The following is a 14,879-nucleotide window of genomic DNA, read 5'->3' on the forward strand; positions in this document are numbered from 1 at the left end:
TGCGCCGAGAGTGGGGGAGCGACAAGCACCCACCTGCCCGCAGCCGACGAACGGCATCGTCACGGCAACAACTTGTCCATCGCCGCAGTACCCTCCTCCGCCAGCTTCCGCTCCGCCCACGCCAGGCTGCGCGGAGTGAGGTCACGGCCCGTCGCGAGCACCAGATCCTCGGCCGACGCGCCGTGCTCGGCACCGGTGTGCAACAGGACGTCGGGGGTGGTGGTGTCGTCGGAGGGAGAGGGCGAATCGGAGTGCTGGATCGGCATGACGTCTCCTTGCTCGACCGGACCTCCTACCACCATGCACAGCCCACGCCCTGATCGCACCCCGCACCGCGCCCGGGAGCCGTCACTCGAACCGTGACGTGTCTCCCGCGCCCCGGCGTACGATCTCGGCCTCGCCGCTGGAGAAGTCGATGACGGTTGTCGGCTCCGTGCCGCAGTCCCCGGAGTCGACGACCGCGTCCACGACATGGTCGAGCCGTTCCTTGATCTCCCAGCCCTGAGTCAGCGGCTCCTTCTCGTCGGGGAGCAGCAGCGTGCTGGACAGCAGCGGTTCGCCCAGCTCGGCCAGCAGGGCCTGCACGACCGCGTGGTCGGGGATGCGCACGCCGACGGTCTTCTTCTTCGGGTGCAGCAGCTTGCGCGGCACCTCGCGCGTCGCCGGGAGAATGAACGTGTAGCTGCCCGGCGTGGACGCCTTCACGGCCCGGAACACGTCGTTGTCGACCTGCACGAACTGGCCGAGCTGCGCGAAGTTCTGGCACACGAGAGTGAAGTGGTGACGGTCGTCGAGCTGCCGGATCGACCGGATGCGGTCGATGCCGTCACGGCTGCCGAGCTGGCACCCCAGCGCGAAGCAGGAGTCCGTCGGATAGGCGATCAGCGCGCCGGAGCGGATGCTGTCGGTGACCTGACTGATCGTGCGGGGCTGGGGGTTGTCGGGATGGACGTCGAAGTACCTTGCCATCCGTCGAGCTTATGCCGTCGCGTCACCGAACCCGCGCAGTCCCGTACCAGTGCCCGGTCGGCGGGGCTCCGCCGTACCCCCGTGCCCGCGTCCCTCCGGTGGCCGGGTGGCGGCTGGCGCAGGTGGGGGTGTGCGTAGTCGGACGGTTCCGGGGCACTCGGCGACCATGAACACGGCAGAAGCAGCAGCAGAGGCGGGACAGGTACTCGCCGCATCGAGCAACGTACTCAATGTGATCGCCGCCTTCGCCGGTGGCCTGATCGTGGTGGCCCTGCTGATCTGGGCCGTCCGGCTGGGAGTGAAGACCAAGGAGGCGGAGTCGCCTCCGCCCAGGCCCGAGGAGCAGCCGAGGCTGCCGGAGACCGGGCCGGTGCACGAGCAGCGGGAGATGCGCGAGCCCAACGAGGTGCCGCGCACCTCTGGGGAGGAGGTGCGGATCGATCCGCACAACCTCGATTCCTCCGGCTCGAAACGCGGTGAGGACCAGAGCCGCCCGCGTTGGTCGCCCGGCGGCTCCGGTCGGAAGTGACCTTTCTGGTGGTCCGTGCGTGACCCGGCTCATAGAGTGGGCCGGATGGGGGAGACACCAGACACACGGCCCACCTCGGAGTTCCACGCACGCAACTTCCCCACGGCGGACGTCGGACGGCTCGTGGCGGGTCTGGACGCGCAGGACGGGGCCGACGGCGTACGACGGCTGCGTTCCTGGGCGCAGAGCGCGCTGAACCCGCGTCCGGGCGAACACGTGATCGACGTGGGCAGTGGCACGGGCTCGCAGACCCTGGCCCTGGCGGCGGCTGTGGCCCCGGCCGGTGACGCTGTGGGCATCGAGGCGAACCCGGCGCTGCGCGAGGTCGCCGAGCGACGGGCGGCGGCGGCCGGCAGCACGGCCCGCTTCCTGGACGGTGACGCGCTCGCCCTCCCGCTGCCCGACGCCACGGTGGACGTGGTCTGGTGCGAGCGGGTCCTGCAACACCTGTCCGAACCGGACAAGGCCGTCGGTGACATCGCGAGGGTCCTGCGCCCCGGCGGACGTGTGGTGCTCATCGACTCGGACTGGGCGACCGCCCTCCTGCACCCCGGTGATCCCGACACGGTGGCCGCCCTGATGGCGGGAACCCTGGCCGCGGCGGCCAACCCGTACTCGGGACGCCGGCTTCCGGACCAGTTGTCCGCCGCGGGGCTGGTGATCGACGACCAGGGCTCGCAGGCGCTGATCCAGGACAACCAGGCGGTGCCCTGGCCCCTGGTCCGCATGATGGGCGAGTCGACCGTGCGGCGCGGACTGATGACCGAGGAGCAGCGCGACCGTCTGTACGCGGTGCTGACCGAGGCCGCGGAGCGGAGCGCGCTGCACATGTCGGTGACGATGTTCGCCGTGGTGGCGCACCGCCCCGTCTGACCTGCCCCCGGGGTGGCGTCGGCGCCCGGCATGCGGCCGGAGTCGGGTCGTGGTCCGCTGTGAGGCCGAGGCCTGAGACGACGGACCCTGTGGCGGCGTGATGTGCTGGAGTGCGACGGCTGATCTGGTGGCGGGCGTGGGCATCGCCGCCGTGGGCGTGGCGAGCGTGACGGCGGTGGCCCGGGCGGGCCGAGGCCGCGATCTGCCACTGGCCGCGTTGCCGTTGCTCCTGGGGCCCACCAGATCCTCGAGTCCCTGGTCTGGCGCGCGGGCGGCGGAACCGGCCCGGCAACCATGGTCTGGGCCGCCATCGCCCTCCCGCTGCTTGCCCTGTGGGTGCCGGCGGCCGTCCTGTGCGCGGCACCCAGGAGAGTGAGACACCGCCTCCTGCTGCCGCTGGCCGTGGGCATCGCGACCAGCACGGCATTCGCGCACAACCTGGCGACCCACCGGGTGACGGCGGACATCCGCGGCCACACGGTCGGGTACGGCATCCAGCTGTCCCACTCCGGACCGCTCATCACGGGCTATCTGCTCGCCACGGTCGGCTCCCTGCTGCTCTCCGGTGACCGCCGTCTGATGCTGTTCGGGATCCTGGCCGGGGCGGGCGCGCCGCTGCGCTGGGCGCTGTGGCGACTGGAGTTCATGTCGACCTGGTGCGCCCTCGCCGCGCTCTGCTCCCTGGTCCTGCTGGGCTGGGCACGCGGACGCCCGCTGCCAGGGCACTGACGCGGCCGGTCCCCGGGGGAGCCGGCCGAGCCATGGGAGCCGTACGCCCTACTCGGTGTAGGCCCCGGCTCCGACGAGCGCGCGGACCTCGAACTCCTCGTACGAGGAGGTCTCCTGACGGTGTGTCAGGACAGTGCCGAGCCAGCCGAGGAGGAAGCCCGCCGGGATGGAGACGATGCCGGGGTTCTGCAGCGGGAACCAGGCGAAGTCCGCCGACGGATAGATGGAGGAGGAGGTCGACGAGACCACCGGCGAGAACACGACCAGAAGCACCGAGCAGACCAGCCCGCCGCACAGGCTGAGCAGCGCGCCCCGGGAGTTGAAGCGGCGCCAGAACAGGCTGTAGAGGAGCGTGGGCAGCAGAGCGGACGCGGCGATGGCGAAGGCGAGGAAGGCGAGCGTCGAGACGTTGGTCTCCCACGACAGCAGGGCCAGTGCCATCCCCAGCATGCCGATGAGCACCGCCGCCAGCCGGGCCGCGCCCAGTTCCTCGGCCTGGGTGGCGCGTCCCTTGCGGATGACCTCGCCGTACAGGTCGTGGGCGAGGGACGAGGCCGCGGCGAGGGTGAGACCGGCCGCGACCGCGAGCAGCGTGACGAAGGCCAGGCAGGACAGGAGCGCGGTGAGTATCCCGCCGCCGATGGACTGCGCGAGCAGCAGGACGGCCGCGTCGCCCTTCGGGTCGGTGTCGATGATGGACTCGCGGCCCACGAGAGCGGTGGCGCCCAGGCCTAGGATGCCGGCGGCCAGACAGACGAAGCCGACCAGACCCGCTGCCCACACGACCGAGGAGCGCAGGACGTTGGTGGAGCGCGGGGCGAGCAGCCGCATCATCACGTGGGGGAGTGCGGCGAGGCCGAGCACGATGGCCAACTGGAGGCTGAGGAAGTCGAGTTTGCTGGTGGTGCTCGCGCCGTAGCGCAGACCGGGCTCCAGGAACCGCTGGCCGAGGCCGCTGTTCTCGGTGGCTGCTTCCAGCAGCGCGTCGAGGTTCCAGTCGAAGCGGTGCAGCACCATGACGGCCGTGACGGCGACGCCGGATATGAGCATCACGGCCTTGACGATCTGGATGAACGTGGCGCCGGGCATACCCCCGAGCGAGGCGTACACGATGACGATGGTGCCGATGACGACGACGCACAAGGTGCGGGTGGTGGTGCTGGGCACGCCGGTGAACTGGGTCAACAGGGCGACGCTGCCGACGAGTTGGGCCACCAGGTAGAGGCAGCAGATGGTCAGGGTGCAGATGGAGAGCGCGAGCCGGACCGCCCGTCCACCCTGGGGCAGCCGCAGCGCGAGGGTGTCCCCGAGGGTGAACCTGCCGGAGTTGCGTAGCGGTTCGGCGATCACCAGGATCACCATCATCCAGGCGACCGTGGTGCCGCACAGGTACAACAGCCCGTCGTAGCCGGTGAGGGCGACCAGTCCGGTACTGCCCAGCAGGGTCGCGGCCGAGAGGTAGTCCCCGCACATCGCCAGCCCGTTGCGCAGCGGCGACATCTCCCGGTTGCCGAGATAGAACTCGGCGACCTCGTCGCGCTGCGGGGCGATCAGCAGCGCGGCGAACAGCGTGACCACGACGACCGACAGGAACAGTACGAAGGTCAGTTGCCGACTGAACGGGTCGACGACTCCGGCACCGATGGTCACCACCTGCGGTACTCCCTCGTGCTCTGCGGACGGGCGCCGGCCCGCTCGGCGGGACGGCGCTGTCCGGTCCGAGACTGTTCCAACTGGTCGCGCAGCCCCCGGGCGACCGGATCGAAGCTGGTGCGCATGCGCAATACGTAGCGCCAGGCGGTCACCACCATCACCAGGAACTGCCCCAGTCCGAGCGCGAGTCCGAGGGTGAAATGACCGGCGAGTGGCTGATTCATGATGCCGGGTGCGAAGTTCGACAACAGGACGTACAGGAGGAATCCGCCGACGGAGAGTGCTGTCGACACCGCCGCGAAGCGGCGATACCCCTTGCGCATTGACTGAAATTCAGGATGGCTGTGTATCACCCGTTCCGGCGTGGGTTCGGGGTACGTCGGGCCGTATGCGGGCGGCTCGTCCGGCCGCGTGAAATAATTGGACACAAACGCACCTTCTTCGCTGCATTATGTCGCGCATCCAACTCTTCCGAGCCGTCGGTCAGCCAGCTCACCAGGGGTGACGGAAAAGGCCGGAGTCACGTTCTTGTGCGGGCTTGGCGGGCGAATCGTGAATCCGGACGTATTGCCGAGTGAATGGGTGACGGCGGGTCAGGAAGCGGATTATGGCAGCGGCGCTCCGGAACAATCAACGGGCTGTGGACCACTGTTGAGTACTGGCTCATTCGCGCTCCTCGCGGGCGCTTTGTCGTCCGGCGCAACCTGCGGAAATTCGCCGCGGCTGGACCAGGTCCGTACTGTCCCCAGCTCGGACTGTCTCAAATGCGCCGTGCCGGAAAGGTGGGGAGGCCGCGGTGTGGAGACGTGGTGAAGGGGAAGCCGAGGGGTAGGAAGGTCGGAGCAGAGGCACACACGGAACAGCGGAGGGGTGATGGATTCCACCACGACAGTGATTGTGATCGTCGCGGTCCTGGCAGCGGCCGCGCTGGCCGTGGCGGGCACCCTGATGGTCCGGCTGGTCCGCACCCGCCGGGACCTGCGCCGCGCGGGGCTGCCGACGGGCTCGCGCTGGGTCTTCTGGGGGGCGGTCGCCTACCTGGTGCTCCCGACCGACCTCGTGCCCGATCCCGTCTACCTCGACGACATCGGCGTACTTCTGCTGGCCCTGCGCAGCATGCGCAACCAGGCGCGGGAGTTCGGCCTCGGAGGGCAGTCCGAATCCGTTGCGACCGGCGGCCCGGATCCAGTCGGCCGCCTGGACAAATCCAGGTGAGGGACGAGGACGACGAAGGCTCGGCTCGCGGCACCCGCGAGTCGAGCCCTGTCGCTGTTGCGGACCTGCTTACGCCTCGCTGGCCCGGAGCATGTCCTCACGCTCGACGAGCTTCACCCGCTCGCGTCCCTGGGGCTCTCCCAGGGCCTTCTCCGCGGCGTCCAGCCGGTGCCAGCCCTCCCACGTGGTGAAGCGGACGTCCCGCTCGCCGAGAAACGCGTCCACCGCCTCGGGGGCGGGCGAAGCCGGTTCGGGCAGTCGGCCGTTCGCGTAGTCGTCCAGGAGGTTGGCGACGGTCTCGTTGGCGTCACCCTTCGTGTGCCCGATGAGCCCGACGGGGCCGCGCCGGATCCAGCCGGTGACGTACATCGACGCGAGGTGCTCGCCGGTCTCCTCGATCACCCGGCCGCCCTGATCGGGGACGGTGCCCGACTCGACGTCCCAGGGCAGCTTGGGCAGCTTGTCGGACAGGTAGCCCACGGCACGGTAGACCGCGCTCACGTCCCAGTCCTTGAAGGCGCCGGTGCCCTTGACGTTGCCGGTGCCGTCGAGAGTGGTCCGTTCCGTACGCAGACCGACGACCTCGCCGTCCTCGCCGAGGATCTCGGTGGGTGACTCGAAGAAGTGCAGGAACAGTTTGTGCGGCCGGTCGCCGATGTCGCGGATGGCCCAGTTCTCCAGCGTCTTGGCGACCATGTCGGCCTGCTTGTTGCCGCGCCGGGTCGCGATCGAGCCGTCGTCGTAGTCGATGTCCTCGGGGTCGACGATGACCTCGATGTTGGGGGAGTGGTCCAGCTCGCGCAGCTCCATCGGGCTGAACTTGGCCTGCGCCGGGCCACGGCGGCCGAAGACGTGGACTTCGAGCGCCTTGTTGGCCTTGAGCCCTTCGTGGACGTTCGGCGGGATCTCGGTCGGCAGCAGTTCGTCCGCCGTCTTGCCGAGAATCCGCGCCACGTCGAGCGCGACGTTGCCGACTCCGAGGACCGCGACCTTCTCCGCGTCGAGGGGCCACGTACGCGGAACATCCGGGTGTCCGTCGTACCAGGAGACGAAGTCGGCGGCCCCGTACGAGCCGTTCAACTCGACTCCGGGTATGTCGAGGGCCCGGTCGGCCGTGGCTCCCGTGGAGAAGATCACCGCGTCGTAGAAGGCGCGCAGATCGTCCAGGTTGATGTCGCCCGGGTAGTCGACATTGCCGAAGAGACGGATCTGCGGCTTGTCGAGCACCTGGTGCAGGGCCGTGATGATGCCCTTGATGCGGGGGTGGTCGGGGGCGACGCCGTACCGGATCAGACCGAACGGGGCCGGCATCCGCTCGAACAGGTCGATGGACACGCCGGGCTCCGCGGCCACTGCGGACTTCAGCAACGCGTCGGCGGCGTAGATCCCGGCGGGGCCGGCTCCGACAATGGCCACCCGCAGAGGGCGAGGCATGATCAGGTTCCCTTCGAGCGAGGACAAGAGATCTTCGAAGGAAGCCTAAACTAAGGCAAGCCTAAGCTGGTACGGGGGTCCGGGTTATGAGCCCATAAACTGGACTTATGGGTCTGTGGGACCCTCCTGGACACCGTGTTTTCTTAGAGGTTCGTATGAATCCGTGTGGCGCTTGAACGCCCGTGAGTCCGGCTGCGTATGGGACTGGGGACATTTCCATGTCGAATCGGCCATGATGCGGAGTACTTCCGTGGGACGTAACACGCGCAGACGCCCAACAGGCCCCCGCCGCGCCACCTTTGCGGCGATCGCCCTGATGCTGGGCGGAGGTGGACTGGTCGTGGGGAACGTGTACGCCTCGGCCACCGAAGGAGGTCAGAGGGGCGACTCGGCTCAGCGGAGCGGGACCGACCGGACACTGTCCTCGGGAGCCGCCACGATCGACTGCCCCGATGTCGGCGACCAGTTGGCGTTCGTGCCGGACGAGGCCCGGTCGGAGGTCGACGGCGAACTCGCCGCCCTGGACCAGCAGATAGCCGAGGCCTATCAGCGGCTGCAGGAGTCGACGCAGGCGATGCAGCAGGACAGCGGCTTCGCCGACTCGGCGATCATGAACCCGCTGAAGGAGAAGCGGGCCGCGACCATCGAGCGCATCGCCATCGCCATCGACCGGGTGGGAGACCGCCCGCAGGGCATCGAGGACCTGGCGGCCTGCGAGTTCCGTGCCTCCGGCAATCAGACCGGGGAGTGGCAGGACCAGAACGGCGACCAGAACGGCGACAACCAGGACGGTCAGGGCAACCAGGACGGTCAAGACGGTCAGGACCAGGGTGATGGTCAGGGCGATGACCAGGGCGGCCAGGAGGACCAGCAGAGCGGCAACGGTGGCCAGGCCGGGAACGGGCCGGTCGCCGGCGACTTCGCGGACATCACCACGGTCCAGCCCAACGCGCAGTTCCCGTCCCCGGAGAACAACGCCTCCCGTGGCACCTTCGCCACCAGCTGCGGTGTGAACGCGAACGGCCTGTTCAACTCGGACAACGTCATCGTGGCCCCCGGCGTCTCCAACGGCGCACACCACTTCCACGACTACGTCGGCAACCAGTCCAACGACGCTTTCGCGAGCAACGACGACCTGGCCGCGGCGCAGACCAGTTGCGTGGACCAGGGCGACAGATCCTCCTACTTCTGGCCCGTCCTGCGCCTGCAGAACGGTGCGCAGGAACAGGACGCCCAGTCTCCCGGCGGCGGTATCGAAGGCAACGCCGGTGAGATCGTCACGCCCTCGCAGGTCACGATGACGTTCGTGGGCAACCCGCGCGGCCAGGTCGTGGCCATGCCCAAGCTGCTGCGCATCATCACCGGCGACGCTAAGGCGTTCGTCAACGGCAACGCCAACGTCAACGCCTCCTGGAGCTGCACCGGGTTCGAGGACCGGCAGCTCAAGGACAAGTACCCGCTGTGCCCCCAGGGCAGCGACGTCGTGCGCACGTTCAGGTTCCAGAGCTGCTGGGACGGCAGGAACATCGACAGCGCCAACCACCGCACCCACGTGGCGTTCGCCGACGCCGCCGGAAACTGTGCGAACGACTTCCAGGCGATTCCGCAGCTGGTGCAGCGCATCGTCTACGACGTCGACGCGCCGAGCCTCCAGGACGGCGGCCGTACGGTGCCACTGTTCGCGGTCGACTCCTTCCCCGAGCAGCTGCACAAGCCGGTCACGGACCACGGCGACTTCATCAACGTCTTCGACGAGGACCTGATGCGGGAGATGGTCGACTGCATCAACACCGGCCGGCAGTGCGGCGCCGGCTCCTCGAACGGCGAGGACCCGGGAAACAGCCCCGCGCCGACTCCCGACCCGCCGTCCGGTGGGACCGACGAGCCGACCGCCGACCCCACGGTCACCCCGGGCGACGACGAGACCCCGGAGCCCTCGGACTCCCCTTCGTCTCCCCCCTCGTCCCTCCCGAGTACACAGGCACCGGACCCGGCGAGCACCCCTCCCACCAAGGAGCCCGTCGAAGCTGAGCCCAAGGCCTACACGTCGCCGCCGGCCACCCAGCGAGCCGAGTCGGCCGCGTCGCCGACCGACGACGCCGACGGCCAGGCAGGCGGCGCGGCGACCGCGGACGAAGGAAACGGCAACGGCAACGGTGACGTCTCCGTCCCGCAGACCGAACCGCAGGCCGTCACAGGAGATCTCGCCGACACGGGAACCCAGCTGTGGCCGGCCGGGATCGGAGCGGTTCTCCTGATCGCCGGCTTCCTGATGCTGCGCCGCATCCGGCAGGCATCACGATGACGACCCCGGGAGCCTCTGCTCAGGGCCGGTAGGACTGCTGCGGCGGCGTGTCGGTCCGGCCGCCGGATCCGGCACCGCCGTCGACGCCCCGCATCTGCTCCGCCTGTTCCCTGGTCACCTTCTGCTCCGCACCGCAGAAGGTGCACTGGGTCGTGTACTTCGTCGAGAAGGGGAACAGGGGCACGAAGAACAGGGTGAACTTGGTGACGCGCTTCCGGAGCGCGTGCGCGGAGGGATTCCCGCACTGGCCGCACACCAGCGTGAGTATCGCGAGCTGGTAGAGGTATCCCTTGGTGCCGAAAATGATCACGTTGCAAGTCCTGTCGTCGGTGCGTCGGTGCGTCTGTTCGATTGTCGGTCCGGCCCCCTCAGAAGGGGGTAGTGGATTATGCACTTCCGGTTCATGGTGGGCGCATGACCGAACTGCGGACCTTCCCACTGCCCCCGACCGTCGAAGGCAGCGACGCCGACCGGTTACTCGGTCAGGCGCTCGTCGCCGCCTGGCAGGTCGACGGTATCTTCCAGATCCAGGCCACTCCCGACCAGGATGCTGCCATCGGACGAGCCCTGGACGCGTCCAGAGCCTTCGTCGGCCTCCCGCTCAAGGAGAAGGCCCAGTTCGTCTCCGACCTCACCTACAGCGGATATGCCGCGTCCTGTGAGGAGGAGACGGCCGGGGAGAAGGACGGTTCGGAGCTCTTCACCGTCTGTCCCGACATCCCCGAGGACGACCCCCGCTTCCTCGACAGGTGGCCGTGTCACGGCCCCACCCCCTGGCCGTCCGTCGAGTACGCCGCAGCCATGAAGGACTACATGGTCGTCGTCGGAGACATCGGCCACCGGCTGCTCCAGCTGACCGCGCTGGGTCTCGGCCTGGACGACATGGAGCACTTCACGCGGCTCACCAACGACGGCTGGCATCACATGAGGGTGCTGCGCTTCCCGGCGGCCGACACCACCTCCGAGCACGGTATCGGCTCCCACACCGACTACGGTCTCCTCGTCATAGAGGTCCAGGACGAGGTCGGCGGCCTCTACATCCGGCCGCCCGTCCCCGGCGAGACCCGCGGTCGCAACTGGCTGCCCGGCGAGTCCATGGCCGGGCGCCACGAGAACGAGGACCCCTGGACCTTCGTCCCCCCGACACCCTCGGTCTTCACCGTCTTCCCCGGCGACATCATGCAGTTCATCACCGGCGGAACCCTCCTCTCGACCCCGAACAAGGTGCGCCTGGCCGACCGTGAGCGATTCACCGTGGCGTACATCCACGAGCCGTCGTTCCAGGCCGTCGCCCGCCCCCTGGACGCACCCGAGGCGGACGACTTCATCCATTACGGCACGCACTTCACCAACATGCTCATGCGCTGCTGTCCCGACCACTGGACCACCGCGCGCATCGAGCGGGAAGACCGGCTCGCCGTTCTTGAGCGGCTCCGCAAGGAAGCCCTCAACTCTTGAACCGTGTCTGCCACATGCCAGAAGTTCCGGCGAATTCTGAAGCCGTCCAGCCGCCACCGGGCGGCCCCCCAGGCGGCTGGGCGGCTCCAGAATGTGCCGGAACTCGGAAACCGCTCTTTCTTTTCCCTGGATTTCTGTCCTGATGTTGCTCTCGCGTTGTTCTCATGGGAATTTCCGCTCTCAGGGCAGTAAACCCAGGCGGCGGGCGGTCATGACCGCCTCCAGGCGCGAATGGCATCCCAGCCTCCGCATCGCGCTGCGCAGATAGCTTTTCACCGTTTCGGCCCGAAGACCGAGTTCATTCGCCACGTCGGTGTTGGTACGCCCGAGGGCGACGCACGACAGGACGTCGAGTTCTCGCGACGAGAGGACCGGGGCGCCGGAGTTCCGGGAGGCCGGTGCTCCGGCGTCGGCCAGCCTGTCGCTCAGCGCGGCGACCCTGTCGCGCAGGTCGCTGTCCGTGAGGTGCTGGGCGAGAACCCGCAGTTCGGCGTACGCCTCGCGAATCGTCTCCCACCGGGTGGACGCCGGCTCCGGTGCGCGGTCGGCGGCCACCCCGGGCTCGTCGAGGCGGCCGAGGCGGCGCGTCACCTCGTCGCGCACCGCCAGGTTCTGTTCCAGAGCGCGAGCGGTGTCCATGACGGCGTCGACAGTCCGGTCGCCAAGACCGACGGACTGGCGCACCGCGCCGTACATCACCGCCCGTACCGTCCGGTTCACCACGACGGGGGCCGCCACGACGGCACGAATGCCCTCGGCGGCGACCATCAGGTCGTAGTGATGGCTGATCCGCTTGGAGTTCGCGTAGTCGTTGACCGCGATGGGGCGGTGCAGAGCCACCGCCTTGCCGCCCAGTCCCATGCCGAACCCGAGGGTCAAGCCCATGAGGGCTCTGGTCGAGTTCCCGGCGAACTCGGTGAGCTGGGCGTGTCGCCCTCTGGTCACGACGCCGCCGAAGGTGAGATCCACGCCGGTGGTGTGACGTAACGAGTCGATGGCCCGCCTGAGTTGGCGGTCGTCGTCCGAAACGGGGAGTGGTTTCGCTGTCATACGTTTTCCTCGGTCTGCGCGGGAGCCCGGTCTGCTCCCGACATGTGTTGCTGTGCGGGGTCAGCGGCCGATGGGGAGCGACAGGACGCGGTCCTCGGTCCAGTCGACGGTCAGTTCCCGGCGGGTGAAGCGCCAGACCCCCCTCGCACGCCGGTAGGAGTCGCGGTAGCGCATGGAACGCACGCGCAGTCTGGCGGCCTCGGCATCGTCGGCGTACATCTCGTGCGCGAGGCAGTCGGTCTCTCCCGAGGCGCTGTCCCCGGCCAGCCGGACCGTGTGGCTGCCGACGAAGTGCGTGGTGACGACGCACGGCGCCAACACGGACAGTTCGCCGGCCCAGCCGTCCCGCCCGTCGAGGACGAGGGGCGGACGGCCGGTGCCTGTCGGGAAGTTCAGCACCAGTTCGCCGTCCTCGTCGAACAGTGAGGCGAACAGCTTCGGGTTCTGCCGGTCCAGGGCGGACGCGTAGGTGTCGACGAGCCGGCGCAGGTCCTGCCGGTCCTGGGCTCCGTCCTGCCAACCGGCGTTCTTCTCAGGTGAGTTGCTCGGATCGGTAGGTGTCACATGTACCGCCAGACGGATGTGGGGGGAGAGAGTGTTTCCGCGACGCCGAGGTCAGCTGCCGATGGTCTGCGAACGGGCTCGGAGCCGCCGGGCGCGCAGGGGGTGGCGCGCTGCCCTGGTGACGGGTCATACGGCTGTACATCCCGTTCCTTCGACCGGGAAGCGGCTTTCTACTGGCACCACCATGGGGCAAACCGTGCCGACCAGCTACCCCCGGATGAGGGGATTCCGTATGCGGCCTGTCACTCCGGTTGGAACTGACGATCAGTCAATTTGGTTTTGGTACAAGGCTCTTGACGTCGAAGGGTGCTTGCAGAACTGTTCTCCTGGCGACGGGTGAGTAGCCCCTCGGCGCACAGGGAGGGGCATGGAGCTGCGGTGAGGCAAGGAGTCGACCCGGTCGTGTTTCCGGCGGAGGACAGTGCGGAGGCCGCCGCTGCCCGTGCCGCGGTGCTGGCGCTGCGCAGGGACAGCGGGATGCCTGTCGCGGGTGCGGCCTGGGTCGTCGGCCCGAAGTTGCTGCAGATCGGAGAGACCAGCGGCATGAAGTCGCCGTGCCGCAGAGGGTTCCCCGTGCCGGCGGGCGCCGGACTGATCGGGCAGGTGCTGACGACACGTCGGCTCGCCGCGGTGAGCGACTACCGGTCGGCCCAGCAGATCAGCCATGAGTACGACTCCTTCGTCGCGGCGGAGGGGGTGCGGGCGATGGCAGCGGCACCCGTGATCGTGGGTACCACGGTACGAGCCGCGCTCTTCGTGGGGTCGCGTGAAGCCGTACGGCTGGGTGACCGCGTACTGACCGCGGTGACCGCGGCGGCACGCGACCTGGAGCAGTTCCTCGCGACCCGCGACCACACGCACCGGCTCCTCTCGGAGGACCGGGCCGCACGAAGCCCTGCCGCGCCCCGTGACGCGGTGGCCCTGGAACAGGTGCACGAGGTCCACGCCGAGTTGCTGGACCTGACGGCGACGATCGGCGAGGGCCACCTCAAGGAGCGCTTCCACGAGGTGTGTTCCCTGCTGGAGTCGGGCTGCTGCTCCGAGCGGGCGTCACATGAGCCGGCGGCGCGCCTGTCGCCGCGCGAAGTGGACGTCCTGGCCGCGGTCGCCGCAGGTTGCACCAACCTGGAGATCTCCGGCCGGCTCGACATCGGCCTGGAGACCGTGAAGGGCTATCTGCGTTCGGTGATGCGCAAGCTCGGCACCGGCACCCGGCTCGAAGCCGTCACCGCGGCCCGCCGGGCGGGACTGCTTCCGTAGAGCCGCGCTCCGTCGGTCCCCTCTCGCGCCGTTCGTCTCAGCCTCCGAAGCGCGACGAGCCGAGCGTCACCTGGTGACCGACGAGGCTGATCTCGACGCCGTCCGCGGTGGCGCGCGCCGCCTCGAAGCCGACGCCCTCCGGGAGGCCGACCCGCCAGACGTTTCCGGCACTCTCCACACCGGGGACCGTCAGGGACAGTTCTGTGCCCTGCGCCAGAAGTGTTCCCGTGGCGTTCAGGGCCGTCCCGCCGACCGTGCCCGAGACCTGGACGCGTGCCGCCTGGCCGTTCGATCCCGGCGCCCGGGAGACCCGCAACGGGCCGCCGTCGCGCGTGAGCCGGGACAACACGCCGGACAGTTCCTCGTACGAGAGGGTCAGGGTGCCGGTGACGAGGTTCGCTTCGGCACTGCGCGCCGTCAGCGACGTCACCCGCACATCACGCAGGTCCAGGTGGAGACGGTCGACGTGCAGATAGCCGCCCTGGAGGTTGGCCGTGGTGTCGATGGTGAACCGGCTCGCGGTCAGCTTCACATGGCCGAAGTTCTCGCCGGCCGCCTGGGTCAGGAAGGGAAAGCCCTGGATCGTCACGTCCACATGGCCGTCGGTGGTGTTGGCGTAGCCGTACTTCTGCTCGGCGAGCCGCGTCGCTTCCTTGTGGGCGTAGTGCACCGCGGTGCGGTCGGCGGCCGTGAACAGCGCGGCGAGCACCACGACCGTGATCAGCAGAACCTTCACCCATCGACGTCTCACGCCGATCCCCCCGTGTTGTGGTGAGCCGAGTACAGGGCGCTCACACGGAGGCCGGAGGAGACTCCAGGGTGCCGTTGGACATGGGCGGA

General features: G+C 68.9%; 15 protein-coding genes and 1 pseudogene. 7 read left to right on the forward strand and 9 right to left on the reverse strand.

Annotated features, from left to right (window positions below; genetic code table 11):
• Positions 1–59 precede the first annotated feature (59 nt).
• Together G3I56_RS27040 and G3I56_RS27045 are read right to left on the reverse strand one after the other, a co-directional pair.
• The gene (locus tag G3I56_RS27040) at positions 60–266 is read right to left on the reverse strand and encodes a hypothetical protein (RefSeq protein ID WP_164312011.1); all 207 of its coding nucleotides are present in this window, start codon (positions 264–266) and stop codon (positions 60–62) included.
• A gap of 82 nt (positions 267–348) precedes the next feature.
• A complete protein-coding gene (locus G3I56_RS27045) occupies positions 349–969 on the reverse strand; it encodes an L-threonylcarbamoyladenylate synthase (protein ID WP_164413315.1) in 621 nt (206 codons plus the stop codon).
• A gap of 166 nt (positions 970–1,135) precedes the next feature.
• Here G3I56_RS27045 and G3I56_RS27050 point away from each other — a divergent pair, with 166 nt between their 5' ends.
• From G3I56_RS27050 to G3I56_RS27060, 3 genes and pseudogenes are all read left to right on the forward strand, one after another.
• Positions 1,136–1,498, forward strand: coding sequence for a DUF6479 family protein (locus G3I56_RS27050; RefSeq protein WP_203690774.1), 363 nt, complete (start codon positions 1,136–1,138; stop codon positions 1,496–1,498).
• A gap of 45 nt (positions 1,499–1,543) precedes the next feature.
• Positions 1,544–2,371 (forward strand): methyltransferase domain-containing protein, encoded by an 828-nt coding sequence (locus G3I56_RS27055; protein ID WP_164413316.1) that lies wholly within the window; start codon positions 1,544–1,546, stop codon positions 2,369–2,371.
• Between the two features lie 100 nt (positions 2,372–2,471).
• Positions 2,472–3,100, forward strand: a pseudogene (locus G3I56_RS27060) (DUF6629 family protein).
• A 48-nt stretch (positions 3,101–3,148) separates the two neighbouring features.
• Here G3I56_RS27060 and G3I56_RS27065 read toward each other — a convergent pair.
• The gene (locus G3I56_RS27065) at positions 3,149–4,753 is read right to left on the reverse strand and encodes a cation acetate symporter (RefSeq protein WP_164413318.1); all 1,605 of its coding nucleotides are present in this window, start codon (positions 4,751–4,753) and stop codon (positions 3,149–3,151) included.
• Complete coding sequence (locus G3I56_RS27070; protein WP_343240066.1) at positions 4,747–5,106, reverse strand: DUF485 domain-containing protein; 360 nt, start codon at positions 5,104–5,106, stop codon at positions 4,747–4,749. The genes G3I56_RS27065 and G3I56_RS27070 overlap by 7 nt, the downstream gene beginning before the upstream one ends.
• A 520-nt stretch (positions 5,107–5,626) precedes the next feature.
• Here G3I56_RS27070 and G3I56_RS27075 point away from each other — a divergent pair.
• A complete protein-coding gene (locus G3I56_RS27075) occupies positions 5,627–5,968 on the forward strand; it encodes a YkvA family protein (protein WP_164413320.1) in 342 nt (113 codons plus the stop codon).
• 69 nt (positions 5,969–6,037) lie between these two features.
• Here G3I56_RS27075 and G3I56_RS27080 read toward each other — a convergent pair whose 3' ends face one another.
• Positions 6,038–7,402, reverse strand: a complete 1,365-nt coding sequence (locus G3I56_RS27080; RefSeq protein WP_164413322.1) for an FAD-dependent oxidoreductase — start codon at positions 7,400–7,402, stop codon at positions 6,038–6,040.
• 250 nt (positions 7,403–7,652) lie between these two features.
• Between G3I56_RS27080 and G3I56_RS27085 the strand changes: the two genes are divergently transcribed.
• A complete protein-coding gene (locus G3I56_RS27085; protein ID WP_343240059.1) occupies positions 7,653–9,707 on the forward strand; it encodes a DUF1996 domain-containing protein in 2,055 nt (684 codons plus the stop codon).
• Between the two features lie 19 nt (positions 9,708–9,726).
• Here G3I56_RS27085 and G3I56_RS27090 read toward each other — a convergent pair whose 3' ends face one another.
• The gene (locus G3I56_RS27090) at positions 9,727–10,017 is read right to left on the reverse strand and encodes a zinc-ribbon domain-containing protein (protein ID WP_164413326.1); all 291 of its coding nucleotides are present in this window, start codon (positions 10,015–10,017) and stop codon (positions 9,727–9,729) included.
• A gap of 104 nt (positions 10,018–10,121) precedes the next feature.
• Here G3I56_RS27090 and G3I56_RS27095 point away from each other — a divergent pair, with 104 nt between their 5' ends.
• Positions 10,122–11,165 carry an isopenicillin N synthase family oxygenase gene (locus tag G3I56_RS27095; RefSeq protein ID WP_164413328.1) on the forward strand — a complete coding sequence of 348 codons (1,044 nt, stop codon included), beginning with the start codon at positions 10,122–10,124 and terminating at the stop codon, positions 11,163–11,165.
• Positions 11,166–11,345: 180 nt separating this feature from the next.
• On the opposite strand, the gene G3I56_RS27100 is transcribed toward G3I56_RS27095, so the two are convergent.
• Together G3I56_RS27100 and G3I56_RS27105 are read right to left on the reverse strand one after the other, a co-directional pair.
• Positions 11,346–12,215 (reverse strand): LuxR C-terminal-related transcriptional regulator, encoded by an 870-nt coding sequence (locus G3I56_RS27100; protein ID WP_203690778.1) that lies wholly within the window; start codon positions 12,213–12,215, stop codon positions 11,346–11,348.
• Between the two features lie 60 nt (positions 12,216–12,275).
• Positions 12,276–12,779 carry a nuclear transport factor 2 family protein gene (locus G3I56_RS27105; RefSeq protein WP_164413330.1) on the reverse strand — a complete coding sequence of 168 codons (504 nt, stop codon included), beginning with the start codon at positions 12,777–12,779 and terminating at the stop codon, positions 12,276–12,278.
• A 378-nt stretch (positions 12,780–13,157) separates the two neighbouring features.
• Between G3I56_RS27105 and G3I56_RS27110 the strand changes: the two genes are divergently transcribed.
• Positions 13,158–14,039 (forward strand): LuxR C-terminal-related transcriptional regulator, encoded by an 882-nt coding sequence (locus G3I56_RS27110; protein WP_343240060.1) that lies wholly within the window; start codon positions 13,158–13,160, stop codon positions 14,037–14,039.
• A gap of 37 nt (positions 14,040–14,076) precedes the next feature.
• On the opposite strand, the gene G3I56_RS27115 is transcribed toward G3I56_RS27110, so the two are convergent.
• Positions 14,077–14,790: a DUF2993 domain-containing protein gene (locus G3I56_RS27115; protein ID WP_343240061.1), complete on the reverse strand. Its 714-nt coding sequence runs from the start codon at positions 14,788–14,790 to the stop codon at positions 14,077–14,079.
• Positions 14,791–14,879: the final 89 nt, after the last annotated feature.

Origin of the sequence: Streptomyces sp. SID12488 (genome assembly GCF_010548275.1) — a bacterium.
Lineage (GTDB): Bacteria > Actinomycetota > Actinomycetes > Streptomycetales > Streptomycetaceae > Streptomyces.